Below are 17,457 nucleotides of genomic sequence, written 5' to 3'. Positions count from 1 at the left end.
GTGGTCCAATTCTAGCTGATTAGATAAGGATCACATATAACAATTCGCACCCCCTAGTAAGTTGACGTTATATTAAATAACTTTCTAAGTTATTTAAGGCAATATCTTTGTACGGATTGAATAAATCAGCATCCATATTTTGTATTCATGATCCAAAGACGTAAAGATATATAACATATATAATTGCTTCAAGGTACAGATCAATTCCAGAGAAAAGGGTGGAGAATCGATGGAAATCAAGAAACTGGGTCAAAAAGTAACGGGTTTACTGGCTAGTGTGGCTGTGGTCATTGCTTTAAGCGGCTGCGGGGGGACAAATGCTTCTGGAGCCCAAGAAGTAAAGGTCGTATTGAATTGGTTTGCTGCTCCTGGGCATGGAGGGATCTATGCTGCCAAGGATCAAGGATATTTCGAAGAGGAAGGACTGGATGTGACGATCGAGCCCGGTGGTCCTCAAGTATCTTCTATTCAGATTGTTGCCTCTGGCAAAGCAGAATTCGGTCTTGCCCATGGAGATCAGGTGCTCATCGCACGTAATCAAGGAATTGATCTAGTCGCTCTGGCTGCGCTTAATCAGCGAAGTCCGCAAGCTTTTATGTTTCATAAGGGACATGGGATTGAGAGCTTCGAAGAGCTGAATGGACGAACCGCCTTTATTCAAACTGGAATACCGTATTGGGATTATTTGAAATCACAATACGATCTAAGCAACGTTAGAGAGCTTCCGTACTTAGGCGATTCTACGAATTTTATTAATGACAAGGAGTCCGCTGAACAGGTGTATATCTCAGGTGAACCGTATTTCATGAAGGAGCAGGGGATTGAAACGGAAGTTAAGTTTATTTCGGATTCAGGCTATGATCCATATAATTATGTGCTCTACACGACGAGAGAATATTTAGATAAGAATGAAGAAACGGTACGCGATTTCGTGTCTTCTATGGTAGAAGGCTGGTCCTACTACAAGGAATCTCCTGACGATATTCTTAAGATCATTAATGAATTCAATCCGGATATGACCTTCGATTCGCTGAAGTTTCAAGAACAAACGTTAAAAGAGTATATTTATGGATTTGACGCCGCAGAGCATGGAGTAGGTTACATGACTGAGGAACGGTGGAATACACTCATAGATCAGCTGTACACCGCTGGCTTGCTGAAGGAAAAATTTGAGGCTTCCGAAGTGTTCACAACAGAATATTTAGAAGCTGAATAAACGAGGACAGAGCAGATTGGAGACTAGAGCGGATGCATAAAGCCTATTGGTTAGTCAATGTCAGACTTGAAGATGGATATGAAGTTGAGGATGGCACTCCTGTCAGGACGTTAACGAAGGAATATCATTTATTCATCGAAAATGGAAAGATCGCTAGCATTGCTTCAGCGGAAGAGCAGATCAAAGATGACTACGACAGAATTGAGGGGGCTGGTCTGCTCGCCCTTCCGCCTATCGCTGACAGCCATTTTCATCTGGACAAATCTTATTATGGAGAAGCATGGAAGGCTGTTAAGCCGGCAGCTCATTTACTTGATCGACTCGAAGAGGAGGCGCAGATTCTGCCTGGTAAGCTAAATACGGTAGAAGCGACTGCCCGGCTGCTGATTGACAAAATCATGGAGGCCGGTACGACTCATATTCGAACTCATGTGAATATCGACCCTTATGTTGGACTTAGACACCTCGAGATTCTGCGGGAGGTTCTAGACGATTATCGTGATCGACTTACGTATGAAATTGTTGCTTTTCCACAGCATGGACTATTGAGGACAAATGCAGCAGCGCTCATGCGTGAAGCAATGAAGAGTGGTGCCACGCATGTTGGGGGCCTGGACCCTGGAGGTATAGATCGAAACATCGAGCGCTCCTTGGCTGATATGATGGATATTGCGGTTGAAGCGAATGCAGACATTGATATTCATCTGCATGATCCCGATTATTTGGGACTATACACAATAAATAAATTGCTATCCCTTACGGAAGAAGCAGGGTGGAAAAATCGGGTCGCGATTAGTCATGGCTTCGCCCTCGGAGGAGTCACACTGTCGGAAGCCCGAGAAACGGCAGACCGGATGGCCACATCCGGAGTTCATCTAATCTCAGCTGCTACGTTGCGAGCAAAAACGTCGCTTCCTCCCCTGCAGGACATGAAGGAGAGGGGAGTGCAGGTAGATTTAGGCTGTGACAGTATATTCGATTGGTGGGGTCCTTTTGGAAATGCGAGCATTACCGATCGTCTTAGCCGGCTTGCTGAATATAACAGCTGGATTGATGAGCGCTCTCTAGCAGAATCGCTCAGTTACATTACGAGAGGGATCATACCGCTCAGCGGGTCTGGCGATAGAGTGTGGCCGCAAGCAGGTGATGATGCAAGTATGATTCTGACAGAGGCACAGTGCTCTCCTGAATTTATAGCCAGAAGAGCACGAGCCGTGAAGGTCATTCACCAAGGCGTTCTGCAGACGAAGAGGGAGGAATTTGCTTGATATCAACTTGGAACAAAGTGAGAGTCGGTAATCGGCTGTATAATCTAGAAATCAAGAATGGTTATTTTTCCGCGATTACTCCCTATCAGCATGAACAACATTTAACAGGTTCACCTAGTGTAAGCACTCATGATGCAGATGGTTTGTTATACATTCCCGCCATGAAGGATATGCACTGCCATCTGGATAAGCATTTTTTGAATGAACCGAAATGGTATTCGCGCCAAACCATTGATACACTGCCTAATCAGCTGAGACGTGAGAAAAAATTGCTGGGTCAGCTGACCCAGAGCGTCGAAGAACGGGCCAGAGTAATGCTGGATACTATGCTGCAGCTAGGAACGACTCAGATTCGAACCCATGTTGATGTAGATCAAGAGGTTGGAGTCGAATCATTAGAAGCTGTGCTCAAAGTCCGAGAGGAATATCGAGGTATTGTTGATATTGAAATTGTCGCTTTTCCCCAGCAAGGGCTCATTCGTTCACAAGCTCTGCCGCTGATGAGAGAAGCCATGCAGATGGGAGCGGATCTTGTCGGAGCAGTAGACCCTGGTGGGCTGGATGAAGCGATTGATCCATGCTTAGAAGAGGTCTTTGGACTCGCTGCGGAATATCAGGCGGGTGTAGATATTCATTTACATGATCCCGGTCACCTTGGTGTATATACCATTGAGCGGATGACAGAGTTTACAGCCCAAGCCGGACTCAAGGATAGAGTGGCGGTAAGTCACGCCTGGGGCCTGGGCCATATCTCGGATGTGGAACTTAGCAGGCTCGCTGACAAATTAAGAGAGCAGGGTGTAGCCGTTATCAGCAGCGTTCCCATCGACCGTCCAATGCCGAATCTACCCTTGCTTCGTTCACTTGGCGTAGTAACAATGATTGGCACCGATAATGTACTCGATGCTTGGTCCCCATATGGAAATGGAGATATGCTCCAGCGCACCTCCAGACTGGCTGAACGATATCATTGGGTTGAGGACGAGCAATTACTGGGAGCATTTGAATACGCAGCAGTCGGAGCAGTAGAGCCCAAATTAGGTGAACGCGCCGATTTCATGCTTGTGAATAACGTTATTAATGTAGAGCACGCCCTGTGTAAAGTGCCAGAACGGGAGTGGGTTGTGTCTCATGGCCAGATCGCGGGCGGGACAAGGGCAGGTATAAGGCATAAGAGAGCGTTAAGCCGATGATAATGAATGATCGTAAGGAGCTTAATGAGGTCCAAATCATCTATAACTGCCGACTTCCAGAACGTACAGGTTTATATGACGTTACCCTACGAGGAGAGCATATTGATCAAGTAAGACCACGGATTATTGATGATGAAGCACTTAAGTCCGAATTAGAGCAGGATCTTCTGTCCAATGAATCGAAGGTAGATGCAGCAGGCAGACTGCTGATTCCTGGATTAATAGAGCCTCATATTCATATGGAAAAGGCAATGCTTCTCGATCGAATGCCGAAGGAAGCTGCTTCGCTGCAGGAAGCAATTGCAATGACAGTCAAGCTGAAGGAAGGCTTTACCAAGCAAGACATGATTGCACGATCCATGGATGTAGCGTATAGACTAAGCTCTTATGGAGTAACCACTGCAAGATGTCATGTAGAGGTAGATCCCGTCCTCGGTCTATCGGCAATAGAAAGCTTGCTAGAGGTAAAAGACAGACTGAGCGACCGGATGGATTTGAACATCGTAGCCTTTCCACAAGAAGGCATCTATGCTGCACCAGGAACTGCTGAGTTGATGAAGGAGGCAGTCAAGCTCGGGGCTGATGCTGTCGGCGGAATTACGTATATGGATCCTGATCTGGACGAACATTTAAGCTTTGTTTTTAGATTAGCCGCCGAGTATGATCTCCCGCTAGATTTTCATGCCGACTTTTCTCTAAATCCATGTGACCGCGGGATCATGCAAATTGTACGCAGAACGAAGGAATTCGGCTATGAAGGCCGAGTAGCAGCAGGTCATGTCACCTCACTCGGAGCGATGCCTAGAGAAGAAGCTGTACTCTGTGCACAGCAAATCGCTGAGTCAGGAGTTCATATCATGGCCTTGCCTGCGACAGATCTCTATATGAACGGAAGACAGGATACAGATAATGTCCGCCGTGGACTTACTCCGGTACGACTCCTGCTAGAACAAGGGGTAAATGTCCTCTATGGCGCTAACAATATCCGTAACGCATTTACGCCATTTGGCACGGGTAACGTGATGGACATTGCCTGGCTTCTGGCTCATACGGCATACATGGGGAGTGAGAAGGAAGCCAAGCTGCTGGTACAGATGGGGACCACACTGGCAGCACAGGCACTCGGAATATCAAATTACAACATTACAGCTGGACAGGCTGCAGATCTGGCGCTGTTTCCAGTCACTTCCGAGAGAGAACTGCTGATTGAACGCCCTAAACCTTTAGCGGTCTGGAAAAATGGAAAGAGATTAAGGCCAATAAAAAGGGCTGAGGATAACTTTTATAGTTGAATAATGATAATGATTGTGACAAGAAACCCGCCTGCCAGGCGGGTTTCTTACGCAGTCCCGTGTTGTTTCTTGTAGCACGAGCGTGATCTTCCGCAGTTCTTCTTAACATGCTGCTCATGAACCCCCATGAGGAAATATCATGGATTCTATGGCGAATGCCATTCGAAAGCGGAGGCTGGTTGAAGTGTCCTTTAACCGGAGTCCGGTGATCTTCTCACATTTGTCCAATCGGTATACGACCGTGTTTCGATGAACATACAGCTGTTTGGAGGTTTCTACGAGCTGGCACTGGGTATCATAGAATACCCTTAACGTACGCAGTAATTCTTCGCGCTCCTGCGGGTCCACCTGATGGAATGAACGCAATGTATCCTCATAGAATTGGCGCAGCTCATCCTGAGGAAGCAGCCGGAACAGGTAGGCCGTATCCTTGGATTGAAAAGATTCGACGAATCGATTCATGTTCATCTGATAGCCATACTGCAATGCTTTGACTGCCTCGTTATAAGAAAGTCCGATGTCCAGTACACTTGTAACGAGATTCCCTATTCCGAACGATATGCTGATCCCAGCATCGTTAAATAGGGCATCAACTCTCGCTCTCAGCTCATCTATAAGAAGAGGCTCATCCCATGTCATCTCGTCAACAGCGAGCAGGATTGCAAAATTGTCGTTCTTGGTGAACATCTTAAATGGATATCGAAGACCGCGAAGCTGCCATTTAATGAATTCGTACTGTACGTCTCGTTCTGATATGGACAGCTCATTCAGATTCGAGCTTCGCTTATGCAGGGAGCGGGTACGATCATGCTCGTCCATTCTGGCAGCTGCAACAGCCCAGTTCACATTAGGAATCAAACCAAATTTCTTTCCGGAATGAAACACCTCAGCTTCTGTACTATAGTACCCTTCGATTAGATCAGAGAAGAACTCGTTCTTGTATCTTCGAGAGCGTTCCTTGACGGCCTGTGCTTTAGTCAGCTCCATTCCGATGACATTCACTGCCTGCTCCATGGTTAAACCGTATCGGCTTGAGGGCGAGGGGGAACCGTGAAAGGATAGAAGATAGCCTTCAAGTCGGTAAGTGTGGACAGGATAGAGAAGTACATGTGAATAGTGACGGAACCTGGTTTCGATTAAGCAAAATGTACTTGAGGCGCCAGCAAGATGAGTCGAATCTAGCGCTGATGCGATCATTCCGGTCAGTTCCTCAAGTTGGGATGGAGAGAGCTTCGAGCTTGTAATCAGCTGACGTTTGTCGTTCAGCAGCACAATGGGTGAGGATAACAGCTTGGAGAGTGCGGCAACGATGTCAGCGATGCTCTTGCCCTGCATCGACATATCACAGAAGCGCTTGTGGATATGAAGCGCATATTGTAATTCCTCATTTTTGTTGTCGAGTATAAGACTCGTGGACCTCTGTAATATTTCGCCCAGAGAGAATTTGGATTCAGAGATCTCAATGATTGGAAAATGCAGTCGATCTGCTTCAGCAATAACGTCATCCGGAATCGTGATGCCAAAACGTTTGGTTTTGATGGCGATTCCCGAGCAATTCAGCTGCTGCATATCCATCATCAGCCTGGGCAGCGTATCCGGAGCCGCCTTCACAAAGAATCCATTGGTGAGCAGCAGTTCATTAGGCTTCAAGAAATGTATGATATCGGGAGCATCCATAATATTGACGGTTTCAACCTGACGAGACAAGCCTTCCGCTCCGGCAAGAATTTGTGAGCCGTCATAAATATCACTGCGAATTAGTTCATCTAAATTCATAACTCACCTCAATTCCAACGATGCTTCTGTTATCAAAGCTAGCACTAAGTCCTAAAGTAGTAAATACATATGTTAGGTATCAATTTTGAATGGAACGAATTTGCAAATTATGTAGTCTATACTTAATAACGCAGGTCATGATGAAGGAGGTAAGTATGCAGAAGATTTTATGTCTTATATTGTTTAGCTTAGTACTCATCACTGGTTGTGAAAGGGGAACATCAAATCATTCACCGCTTACAGGGAACAAGCCTCCTGGAGTGCAGATCAAAATTGCAGATCAATTCTACGATACGAAGCTAGGTACATATTGCTGGTCCAGCAATAATATGGGAGTCTGTGTAGATACAGCGGGTCCTGTCGAGCACTTGGAAGATGTAACGCCGCTTAAAGTATCACCGGAAGCCACGATACAGTTTGTAATGAACTATGAGCCTAAGCCAAATCAGTTTTCGCTGCAGCAATATAGTGGGGTGAATATTCATAAGAAAGTAAGTATTGAAAATAACGCCTTTACTGCTCCGACTCAAGAAGGCACTTATTATTATTCATATGGAGCCTGGTGGATGGATGAGGAGAATGAGCAAGTATCTCATGGGGATGCATTTTATCATTTTGTAATAGAGGTTGAAAAATAAACGTTTATTACTACTAAACACAGCTATAAATGTAAAGGTAACGGACCCTTCGATCGGGTAATCGAAAGGTCTTTTTTATTATAATATAACAAACCACTTCTACGGCGAATATGTGACATCGTGGATCTAGTGGTTAGACAGATTATATGCGATGATGATGGCGAGGGGGCTGCTGAGAATGTATTCAGATTTTGTACTAGCGAATGACCGACCGGCTTATATACAAGTCAAAGATTATATAAGACGGCTAATAACAACAGGCGCGCTGCAAGGTGATCAGAAGCTGCCTTCTACCCGTGAACTATGCGGACTTCTCCATGTTAGCCGTAATACGGTCATAAATGCTTACTCGGAGCTCGAGGCGGATGGCTATATTTATACCGTCAAAGGTCAGGGACATTTTGTTAGTTCGTCTGCTGCACCTTCAAATTCTGTATTTCAGTCTCACGATGTAAAGATGAACTGGAGTACGAAATTAAACGACTATGCCAGGCTGGCTGAAGAGCATGATCTAATGAAGCATGGCATTCGCGGACAGAAACAAGCCATTTCTTTTACCAGTATTGCACCTGATGAGAAGTTGTTTGATCTGCAAAATGTTAAAAGGGCCTTTATGGACCGAATGTCATTAGAGGGAGACGTGCTTCTGAATTACGGCTATGCCAAAGGATACAAACCGCTGATCGAATATCTGCTGAACTATATGGAGAACAAAGGCGTGGACCTAGCGGGAAAGGATCTGCTCGTGACGAGTGGTTTTACGGAAGGACTCAGTCTGGTATTGTCTAGCTTCAAGCAAGGAAGCGGGAGGATTCTGTGCGAGAACCCTACTCATCATACAGCGATCAAAGCTTTTAAGATGCATGGATACAAGATTACAGGAGTGCCTATGGAGAGAGATGGTATTAATCTCAAGGAGCTTTCACGCGAGCTTGCCTCACAAGCCTATGATCTGGCTTATCTTATACCCTCTTATCATAATCCGACGGGGATCGTCATGTCTCATCCAAAAAGAAAAGAAGCGCTGCGGCTTCTTCAACAATATCACGTTCCCATTATCGAGGACGGGTTTAATGAAGAGCTGCGATATTCGGGATCGCATATTGCACCGCTTGTCGTGAGTGCGGGTAGTGGAAATAATAGTGTCATCTATATAGGTAGCTTCTCTAAAATACTATTTCCCGGTCTGCGTGTCGGGTGGATTCTTGCTGATTCAACTTTGATTGATTATCTGGAGAGCGTGAAGCGTGCACGAACCATTCACACATCAACGCTGGATCAATCCTTGCTGTATCAGTATCTATATAACGGTAATTTTGAGAAATATCTTAAACGGGCGAAGACGGAGTACAAGCGAAAACATGAGCTGGTCGTCAGAAGCTGCCAAGAATGGCTGCCTGCACATCAGTTGTCAAGTGATGGAGGGCTTCACGTATTTATTGAGTTTGCAGCCGGCGTTGATACAAGGGAGCTGTTGAAGCTCTGCTCAGAACAAGGGGTTTTATTTACACCGGGTGACATTTTTTATACAGACGGCAGGGGTCAAAATACACTTCGGCTGGGGTTCTCACGCGTATCGGAAGCGGATATTCAGAAGGGAATTCAAATCATCGGTTATTGTGCGGAAAAGCTGCTGTCATAAGCACAGCGTATGAATTCAAGGGAGGTATTGTTGTGAAGGTTGGCATCATGATGGGCGGAGTATCCTCCGAAAGAGAAGTTTCACTACAAACAGGCAAGCAAATGATGGTTCATCTTAATAAAAGCAAATATAGTCCGATATCGATCGAGATTAAGGATAAACGTGACCTGATCACGAAGACAGAAGGGATTGACATCGCTCTGCTTGCGCTCCATGGAGCTTTTGGTGAGGATGGAAGAGTACAGGCCACACTGGATACATTAGGGATTCCATATACAGGAAGCAGTGTGCTGTCCAGCAGTATTTGTATGGATAAAGACATGAGTAAGAAGCTGCTGAGGCAAGAAGGTGTTCGAACCCCGGACTGGATTATTGTTAGCAGCTTAGAAGAGCTGAAGACTGTAGATACCGAAGCTATCGAATTTCCGGTCGTCGTCAAGCCGAATAGCGGCGGGTCTAGTATCGGAACTCAAATTGTTCGCTCGGCTGAGCTTCTTGAGGAAGCCGTATTAGCCGCATTGAGATGGGACCGTCATGTCATGATAGAACATTATATAGATGGAGAAGAGCTAACTTGCTCTATATTAGACGGTGAGCTTCTGCCGATCATATCGATTAAGCCCAACGCTGAGTTTTTTGATTATGTGTCCAAATATGAGGCAGGGGAAGCGGAAGAGCAGATCGTTCAACTCACTGATAAGCTCCAAGACGAGGTGAATGAAGTGGCATTAAAGTGCTACTTGACCTTAAAATGCAGTGCATATGCCAGGGTGGACCTTATGTTGAAGGACGGTTCGGTCTATGTGTTAGAAGTAAATACGCTTCCTGGTATGACTCCAACGAGTCTGTTTCCGCAGAGCGCCAGAGCAGCGGGTATAGGGTACGAAGAACTGCTGGAACGAATTATTACAGCCTCCTTGGAGGATAGAAGCAGAGAGAATCTTCGTATTGTGGGGGAACGATCATGATGAATCTTAAGAACACCTTCCTATCTCCTGTCGTACAGACGATGCCTCCCTCGGGAATTCGCCAATTTTTTAATGCAGCTGAAGCCGATCCTGAGGTAATCTCTCTAGGTGTCGGAGAACCGGATTTCGTTACACCTAAGCGAGCGATAGAAGCATGTGTTAAGGCACTTAACAACGGAAAAACCATGTATACGCCGAATGAGGGACTCATGGAGCTTCGGGAAGAGATTGCGGGTTACCTGAACAAGTTTTTTAAGATGAGCTATGATCCTATAGGTGAGATCCTCGTCACCGTTGGCGGTAGTGAAGCAATTGATCTTGCGCTGCGGGCACTCATCACACCGGGTGATGAGGTCGTCATACCCGTGCCAGGTTACGTGGCTTATTCTCCGCTTGTACGATTAAACGGCGGAGTTCCGATTGAGCTGGAGCTGCTGGATAAGCATGATTTCAAACTGAACGAAGAATTACTAGAGCAGGCCATTACTTCGAGAACGAAGGCCTTGATCGTCAATTTTCCTAGTAATCCGACAGGTGCAGTAATGAAGAAAGAAGACTGGCAGCCGATTGTTCGTCTGGCCATACAGCATAATCTCATCGTGATTACAGACGAAATGTATGCTGAACTCACATATGATGGTCATCATGACAGTATCGCATCACTGCCTGGTATGAGAGAACGGACGCTGGTGGTCAGCGGCTTCTCCAAAGCATTCGCGATGACGGGGTGGCGAGTAGGTTATTTATGCGGACCAATGGAGCTGTTGCAGGAAATGGTCAAGATTCATCAATATACGACCTTATGTGCACCTATTATGGGGCAAATTGCCGCATTGGAATGTTTGAGAAACGGACATGAAGAAAAAGAAGAAATGAAGAGTGCATATAATGAGCGGCGAAAAATGTTCATCCAAAGCTTAAGTGAAATGGGACTGTCATGCCGGCAACCGAAGGGTGCCTTCTATGCATTTCCAGACATTACGGTAACAGGCATGAGTTCTCAGGAGTTTGCAGGGAGGCTGCTCCAAGAGGGCAAGGTAGCCGTGGTGCCTGGTCAAGTGTTTGGCAGTGGTGGCGAAGGTTTTGTCCGATGCTCCTATGCATCCTCATTCATTCAGCTGGAGGAAGCGCTGGAGAGAATCAGCCGCTGGCTCAGATTAACACATGGAATTCATTGACATAAACCGCACTGCCTGTGATCTCAATCGTGCCATCGCGGGTCACATTAACTCTTACTCGGCCATCCTTCCCTAATTCCTGACCTTGTTCTACGAGCAGTTCAAACGCTGTAGCCGATTCATTCTTTATATATTTTGCATAGTATGCTCCTAACACACCTGAAGCTGTGCCCGTAACCGGGTCCTCAATCGTACCCGAATAGGGGGATGAGAAATGCCTGGCATGGATATGTGCAGCTTCATCATAGGTTTGTAAGCAGAACGGATGAATTGAAGCACGAGGCATTTCCTTGAGTAGGCTTGGAAAAAGATTGTTCTCAGGCTTCATCCGCCTGAACGCATCAAGGGTTCTCACCGGGACTAATAAGGTCCATGTTCCCGTGCTGCCATAGACGATGGGGATATCTGTATCGATATCGCTGACTTCAATTCCGATCGAATTCGAAAGTTCTTGAATGGAGCCTTGAAAGGTGTGAAATTCGGGAGCCGCCTGCTTCATCGTAATAAATAACTGCTGCTGTTCCAGGTTCAGTCTAATCGGCAGGACGCCGGCTTTTGTTTCAATCGTAAAATTCATCTTATCCCCAAGCATGCCTGATGAATACAGGGCATAAACGGTTGCCATGGTGGCATGACCGCATAGATTGATCTCATGTCCAGGTGTAAAATAACGAATTCTTAGATCAGCGAAGTCCGACTTCAACGGAAACGCGGTTTCATTAAATCCTACCTGTTCAGCTACCTGTCTCATTTGCTCCTCAGTCAGATCCATACTGTCTAGTACAACCCCGGCTGGGTTTCCCATACCAGGAATATGACTAAATGCATCGTAATGAAAAACTTTTATATTTCCCATATAACCTCCAGTATTATGTAAGTCGTCCGTTTTAATCGTTTGTGATTCTATCATCGACATTCAGCTTAGAGTACCTTTACTTCCACATGCTCGCTGTCCAGCATGTCAATGGATTTTTGACAGAAGGAACGAAGTAGTGTAAAGTGATGTCTGCACACACGATTTAACGCTTAAAAGCATTTTAGCATTTTAGTGAAAAAGTTGATAATTGTATTTTGTCAACAGATGGATATATTTCGCACCTAGACGGTAACAAAGCTTACAGAGAGTTGGAGTTCTGAATGATTCCTCCGCTATAAGAGCGGTGCTAATGAGTCCTTTCGTCACTAAAGCGAAGGGGCTTTTTTATGTTGACGTGCATTACGATTTTGATATGGAGGCAAATATGAATCAAGAAAATAAGGTATTAAAGATCCATTCCATAGAAGCTGTAGTGATAACGGCTCTGTTAATGGGACTGCTTGGGTACCTGATAATTGGAGTTAAAGCAGTTCCTCATATTGCAGTGATATCCGGTATTGTATTTCTGTTAATTTACGGTGCTATAAAGAGGGTCGGGTTTAAAGAATTGGAAGGAGCTATGGCAGAAGGGGCTAAATCCGGAATTGGTGCTGTCATGATCTTCTTCTTCATCGGCATGCTGATCAGCAGCTGGATGGCTAGCGGGACGATTCCAACCTTCATCTATTTATCGGTCGAGCTGGTGTCGGGTAGATTCTTCTATGCGATCGTCTTCCTAGTTACCGCTATTATCGGAGTTAGTCTTGGCAGCTCACTAACGACGGCAGCAACCTTGGGTGTTGGGTTCATAGGTGCGAGTACGGCACTGGATATGTCACCGGTAATCACGGCAGGAGCCATTGTTTCAGGAGCATTTTTTGGGGATAAGATGTCACCTCTATCAGATACAACAAACCTTGCTGCTACGGTAGCGGGTGCGGATCTATTTGATCATATTAAAAATATGGCCTGGACGACAATTCCGGCATTTATTATATCATTCATCGTATTCCTAGTGCTGTCTCCTGAACAAACGAGTACAAGTATAGAACAGATTGAGCTGGTAAAAGAGACCTTGATCCAGTTGAATCTTGTTAATGGATATGCACTTCTTCCATTTGTCATCCTTGCGTTGCTTGCTTTTATGAAGGTGCCTGTTACCGCTGCCTTGCTGGGAGGTACGTTGTCGGCGTTAATCATCTCCATCTGGACGGGTAATGGCATGGAAATGAAAGGAATGCTGGAACTGCTCTATTCTGGTTACCAATCTGCCAGTGGTGTGGAGGATGTGGATTCCATGCTGACTAGAGGCGGAATAGAGAGTATGATGTTCAGTGTGTCTGTTATACTGCTCGCGTTAAGTATGGGAGGCTTGCTGTTCAGACTTGGAATTATACCTGCGTTATTGTCTATCGTACAGAGATTCTTAAATCGTGTTTCGATCCTCATTTGCTCTACCGCAGGAATGGCCGTAGCCGTCAATTTTATTATTGGAGAGCAGTATTTGTCGGTCTTATTAACAGGAAATGCGTTTAAAGATTATTATAAAAAAGCAGGGCTTGAACCAAAGCATCTGTCACGTGTGCTTGAGGATGCGGGAACGGTAGTGAATCCCCTTGTTCCATGGAGTGTGTGTGGTGTGTTTATTGCCTCTGTGCTGGGAGTTTCCGTTGTGGAATATGCACCATTTGCGATGTTCTGCTTGTTATGTCCTCTCATCACGGTGTTCTATGGATTCACTGGCATCTCATTGCCAAAAACAATAAAGAACACGCAGAAATGAATCATCTAGTTATAGTAAATAATTAAGCAGCCGAATACAGAGCACTAGTACCTGTTGCGAAGGAAATCTAGAACAACTAGTAACTAGTGTCTCTTAGCGGCTGCATATATATTAGCGAACTACAGCAAGTTTAAGCGATGTAAGGCTTGATTTAATCCCAATACTTTACGGAGCCGGAGCCGCTGAAGCTTTCGTATACATAAAATTCTGCCTTTTTGTTGTCCCCATCCACATAGCTTCCGATTCCCCTATAGATAAGTGTGTCTCCAGGGTACAATAAGTACTCGTAACCGGTTACGAGCTCATCCGCATTACTGCCCGGATCATATTCACGTAACTGATACCAAGCGCCACCACTTGGTCCGCTGGCAACTTGAAATTTGAAATCACCACCTCCAGAGTGGACATAGTTTGTGGGATTTTGAGAGGATACGGTAGATCGCTGACCGAGATAATCCCATTCACCTGCTGCCATAGGAGAAATAACTTCACCATTGGCCCGAATAATAGTCACGTTAGGTGCACCAACAGCAGATTTATCTACTTGTCTGACTTCAGCTGTAGAATCCTCAGCCATAACCGACGAAATGGGAATAGCCACTGTTAATGTTAGAGCTGCAACCGCAGCAACCATCCACTTCGCCTTCGATTTGTTCCAATACTTCACATCATCATCCTCCATATCGTAATTTATATTTGAAACCAGAGTTAATGTAGCATGTATCGTGTGTCGAAGTAAGTAGAAAATAGCAAAATAATTCCATAAAAACAAAATTAATACTTTAGTCTTATTTGATACTCTAATCGTCTTATGTAAATTGATTCATGCAGAAATGAGGGCAGTTTATAATTTATTACATAGATTAAACGATAAGAAAATATAGAGTTAATATAAGAGCCTTATATTCTAATAGATTTGAATTCAAAGGAGGAATCATAGTGAACAAATTGAGAAAAAAGGTAATTACGATTTCGGCCGTATCAGCAATTGCTCTTGGAACAATAACTGCTGGAAGTAACTTGCCCATCCTAGATGCAAAGGGGAATCAAAATAATAATAGAAAAGTCGATAATGTTATCTTTATGGTTCCGGATGGCTTCTCTGCTTCTTATGCAACGAATTATCGTTGGTACAAAGGAGAAGAAACAGCACTGGATTCGATACTAGTCGGCATGCATCGTACATACTCTGCAAACTCAGAGATTACAGATTCGGCTGCAGCAGGCACCGCTTTTGCAACGGGTGTCAAAACAAACAACGGCATGATCAGCACCTCCCCAGACGGCAAAGAACTCAAGACCATTCTTGAAGCAATGGAGGAAAAGGGCAAGTCTTCTGGTTTAGTTGCGACTTCTACCATTACACACGCAACACCGGCTGTATTTGCCTCACACGTAGCCAGCCGATCAGATGAGTCCGCTATTGCTCCACAACTTATCGATAACGACGTAGATGTGATTATGGGCGGCGGCAAAAAATATTTCCCCGACTCGCTAATCAATGAAGCAAAAAAGGATGGATATCAGTACATCTCAAGCAAAGGTGATTTGAAGCGTGCTGAAAGATCGGACAAGCTGATTGGTTTATTTGCAGAATCTGGAATGGCTCCGGAATTGGACCGTGAAACGACGAATGAGCCTAGCCTGCAAGAAATGACCGAGACGGCATTGAAGGTCCTCAACAAAGACAAAGATGGATTCTTCCTTATGGTAGAGGGAAGTCAAATTGATTGGGCAGGCCATGATCATGATGCAGCCTGGGCTATGAAGGATTCAGAAGCATTTGAGAAGGCTCTGGAGTCTGTATTGGAATTTGCCAAGAAGGACAAGAACACACTGGTTGTCGTAGCTGGGGATCATGATACGGGAGGAATGTCCGTTGGCGGAAACGGTCCAGGGGATGTCGATCTTGAGGTCATTCGTAACGTAACGGCTACAGGTGATTATATGGTTACCCAGCTGAATTCCACACGCAGTAATGTCAAAGAGGTTGTGAAGAAATATACTACACTTGAGCTTACAGATGAAGAGGTTCAATTGATTAAGTCCTCGGAGCAACCGGCGATCACAATTAATGAAGTTGTCTCTGCCCGGGCCAATATTGGATGGACAAGTCTGAACCATACAGGTGTAGACGTACCGCTGTATGCATATGGGCCGGGTGCAGATCTATTCATCGGACTTCATGAGAATACAGATTTGCCTGTATTAATGGCAGAAGCGCTAAAGATTAAATTTACACCAGGAAAATAATCCAAAGCATTTCTCGTTGCTCTGAAAGAAAAAGATCACTGGGGAGGTGAGAGAATACCGATCCCAAGTGATCTTTTTCCATTAAGAACAGACGATCATTTATTCTATAATATGAACGAAAAAAGACTATCCACAGCACATGAAATAAATGTGTGAATAGCCTTACATTATGTAGTTCATCGCTGGCAAGGAGATCATTGATTATTTAGGTCTAAATTCAGAACCGTGATCAAGAAGCTGGATTGAATTCGGTACAAAGTCAGGATAAATTACGAAGATGAACAGACCCAACACTGTCAGAGCGGCTAGAATACCTTTTTTCATTGGGGAGATCTCCTCTCATAAGAATTTTATTGAGTATATCATAACACGTTTTGAGCTGAGAAACAGTACCAAATTTCCTAAGAATTTCAAACAAGGATATTGCCTTTTTGAAATACTTGTCATTCCTCATTTCATCGGCGGCATCCAAAATATGAAGTGTAATATCAATAGCGGTAGAATGTTCCTCATTCATATTTCGGTACAGTGCGAGCTGATATTGGTAGGACAAGTAATGTGCTGCTTTTACTTTATCATTGTAATGAGTGTAATCTTCTACGTAAGCTGATAGGTGAGTGATGATCGAGTCCACATCATAATTAAATTGATTCGCAGAACGAAGGATGTTGATTAGGCCTTGAAGTACTTGATCGGGGTTTGCATCCAGGAATTGAACATATTCGGGAAGCCGATCCTTCTTACCATCCAGAATATCCAGCTGCAGTTCATTGGCAGAAGAGAAGAATTTGAAGTGTTCGATCAGATATTTGCCGGTTTCAGTAGAATCATCAAGCCAGTCCAGATTGGCATAGAAGGAGATGTACTCTCTGGATTTGGTGAAATCACCCAGCTTCTGATAGGAGAGACCATTCATTAGATGACTGTATCCAAAGTAATAGATGATATGGTCCTTATAAACATGTGACGTGGAGTCTGTCTCAATTAGCTCCTGATGAACTTCCTTGGCTAGCTGCATGAGCTGATCGGATAAGGATAGAACCTCTTCCCAATTCTCGATCGTATAGTTGGATTGGATCAAATTTACTAGAGAGTCCAAATCCAGAGGCTCATCGTAAGGAAAATGTACACTCATTTATTCCTCTCCTCGCCATAATTTTCATAATATTTACTATATATTACAGGAGAAGAATTGAGAGGTCAATAAAGCTTTGATTGTATTCAATAGATTTAACACGTATTTAATTATGATCATGTATCAGATAAATATAGGAAGTGTAAGATGATGCATGTCGAGCCATAAGCTGATGTTATCCGCACTATAACGATGTGCAGCACCCTTCTCAAAATAATGCTTGACAGTAAGCAATGATATGGTTTTAATTATATAGACC

The 17,457-nt window shown here is 44.6% G+C and carries 14 protein-coding genes; 10 read left to right on the top strand and 4 right to left on the bottom strand.

Features of this window, described 5'->3' with window-relative positions; translation table 11 throughout:
- Positions 1–229 precede the first annotated feature (229 nt).
- The 4 genes from TCA2_RS04085 to TCA2_RS04070 are packed head-to-tail and all read left to right on the top strand — an operon-like array spanning position 230 to position 4,969.
- Positions 230–1,216, top strand: a complete 987-nt coding sequence (locus tag TCA2_RS04085; RefSeq protein ID WP_047910311.1) for an ABC transporter substrate-binding protein — start codon at positions 230–232, stop codon at positions 1,214–1,216.
- 32 nt (positions 1,217–1,248) lie between these two features.
- Complete coding sequence (locus tag TCA2_RS04080) at positions 1,249–2,484, top strand: amidohydrolase (RefSeq protein ID WP_047910310.1); 1,236 nt, start codon at positions 1,249–1,251, stop codon at positions 2,482–2,484.
- Complete coding sequence (locus TCA2_RS04075) at positions 2,481–3,677, top strand: amidohydrolase family protein (protein ID WP_047910309.1); 1,197 nt, start codon at positions 2,481–2,483, stop codon at positions 3,675–3,677. The genes TCA2_RS04080 and TCA2_RS04075 overlap by 4 nt, the downstream gene beginning before the upstream one ends.
- Positions 3,674–4,969: an amidohydrolase family protein gene (locus TCA2_RS04070; RefSeq protein WP_152557638.1), complete on the top strand. Its 1,296-nt coding sequence runs from the start codon at positions 3,674–3,676 to the stop codon at positions 4,967–4,969. Before TCA2_RS04075 ends, TCA2_RS04070 begins: the two co-directional genes overlap by 4 nt.
- Positions 4,970–5,083: 114 nt before the next feature.
- Here TCA2_RS04070 and TCA2_RS04065 read toward each other — a convergent pair whose 3' ends face one another.
- The gene (locus TCA2_RS04065; RefSeq protein ID WP_047910308.1) at positions 5,084–6,745 is read right to left on the bottom strand and encodes a PucR family transcriptional regulator; all 1,662 of its coding nucleotides are present in this window, start codon (positions 6,743–6,745) and stop codon (positions 5,084–5,086) included.
- 155 nt (positions 6,746–6,900) lie between these two features.
- On the opposite strand from TCA2_RS04065, the gene TCA2_RS04060 reads away from it, so the two are divergent.
- The 4 genes from TCA2_RS04060 to TCA2_RS04045 all read left to right on the top strand — a co-directional run bounded on the left by TCA2_RS04060 (position 6,901) and on the right by TCA2_RS04045 (position 11,171).
- Complete coding sequence (locus tag TCA2_RS04060) at positions 6,901–7,383, top strand: hypothetical protein (RefSeq protein WP_047910307.1); 483 nt, start codon at positions 6,901–6,903, stop codon at positions 7,381–7,383.
- 178 nt (positions 7,384–7,561) lie between these two features.
- Complete coding sequence (locus TCA2_RS04055) at positions 7,562–9,025, top strand: PLP-dependent aminotransferase family protein (RefSeq protein WP_047910306.1); 1,464 nt, start codon at positions 7,562–7,564, stop codon at positions 9,023–9,025.
- Positions 9,026–9,057: 32 nt separating this feature from the next.
- Positions 9,058–9,993 (top strand): D-alanine--D-alanine ligase, encoded by a 936-nt coding sequence (locus TCA2_RS04050; protein ID WP_047910305.1) that lies wholly within the window; start codon positions 9,058–9,060, stop codon positions 9,991–9,993.
- Positions 9,993–11,171, top strand: coding sequence for an aminotransferase class I/II-fold pyridoxal phosphate-dependent enzyme (locus TCA2_RS04045; RefSeq protein ID WP_081872268.1), 1,179 nt, complete (start codon positions 9,993–9,995; stop codon positions 11,169–11,171). Before TCA2_RS04050 ends, TCA2_RS04045 begins: the two co-directional genes overlap by 1 nt.
- On the opposite strand, the gene TCA2_RS04040 is transcribed toward TCA2_RS04045, so the two are convergent.
- Positions 11,146–12,027 carry a PhzF family phenazine biosynthesis protein gene (locus TCA2_RS04040; protein ID WP_047910303.1) on the bottom strand — a complete coding sequence of 294 codons (882 nt, stop codon included), beginning with the start codon at positions 12,025–12,027 and terminating at the stop codon, positions 11,146–11,148. The genes TCA2_RS04045 and TCA2_RS04040 overlap by 26 nt on opposite strands.
- 385 nt (positions 12,028–12,412) lie before the next feature.
- Here TCA2_RS04040 and nhaC point away from each other — a divergent pair, with 385 nt between their 5' ends.
- Complete coding sequence (nhaC, locus tag TCA2_RS04035; protein WP_047910701.1) at positions 12,413–13,810, top strand: Na+/H+ antiporter NhaC; 1,398 nt, start codon at positions 12,413–12,415, stop codon at positions 13,808–13,810.
- Between the two features lie 151 nt (positions 13,811–13,961).
- Here nhaC and TCA2_RS04030 read toward each other — a convergent pair whose 3' ends face one another.
- On the bottom strand, positions 13,962–14,477 hold the full coding sequence (locus tag TCA2_RS04030) for a hypothetical protein (protein WP_052511726.1): 516 nt from the start codon (positions 14,475–14,477) through the stop codon (positions 13,962–13,964).
- 272 nt (positions 14,478–14,749) lie between these two features.
- On the opposite strand from TCA2_RS04030, the gene TCA2_RS04025 reads away from it, so the two are divergent.
- The gene (locus tag TCA2_RS04025; protein ID WP_238546282.1) at positions 14,750–16,063 is read left to right on the top strand and encodes an alkaline phosphatase; all 1,314 of its coding nucleotides are present in this window, start codon (positions 14,750–14,752) and stop codon (positions 16,061–16,063) included.
- A 259-nt stretch (positions 16,064–16,322) separates the two neighbouring features.
- Here the strand turns inward: TCA2_RS04025 and TCA2_RS04020 are convergent, their stop codons facing one another.
- Positions 16,323–17,198: a hypothetical protein gene (locus TCA2_RS04020; RefSeq protein WP_047910302.1), complete on the bottom strand. Its 876-nt coding sequence runs from the start codon at positions 17,196–17,198 to the stop codon at positions 16,323–16,325.
- Positions 17,199–17,457: the final 259 nt, after the last annotated feature.

The sequence above is a fragment of the Paenibacillus sp. TCA20 genome (assembly GCF_000732325.1).
Taxonomy (GTDB): domain Bacteria; phylum Bacillota; class Bacilli; order Paenibacillales; family Paenibacillaceae; genus Paenibacillus; species Paenibacillus urinalis.
The sequence above is the reverse complement of the archived record's forward strand: the minus strand, read 5'-3'. Positions and strand labels throughout refer to the sequence as shown.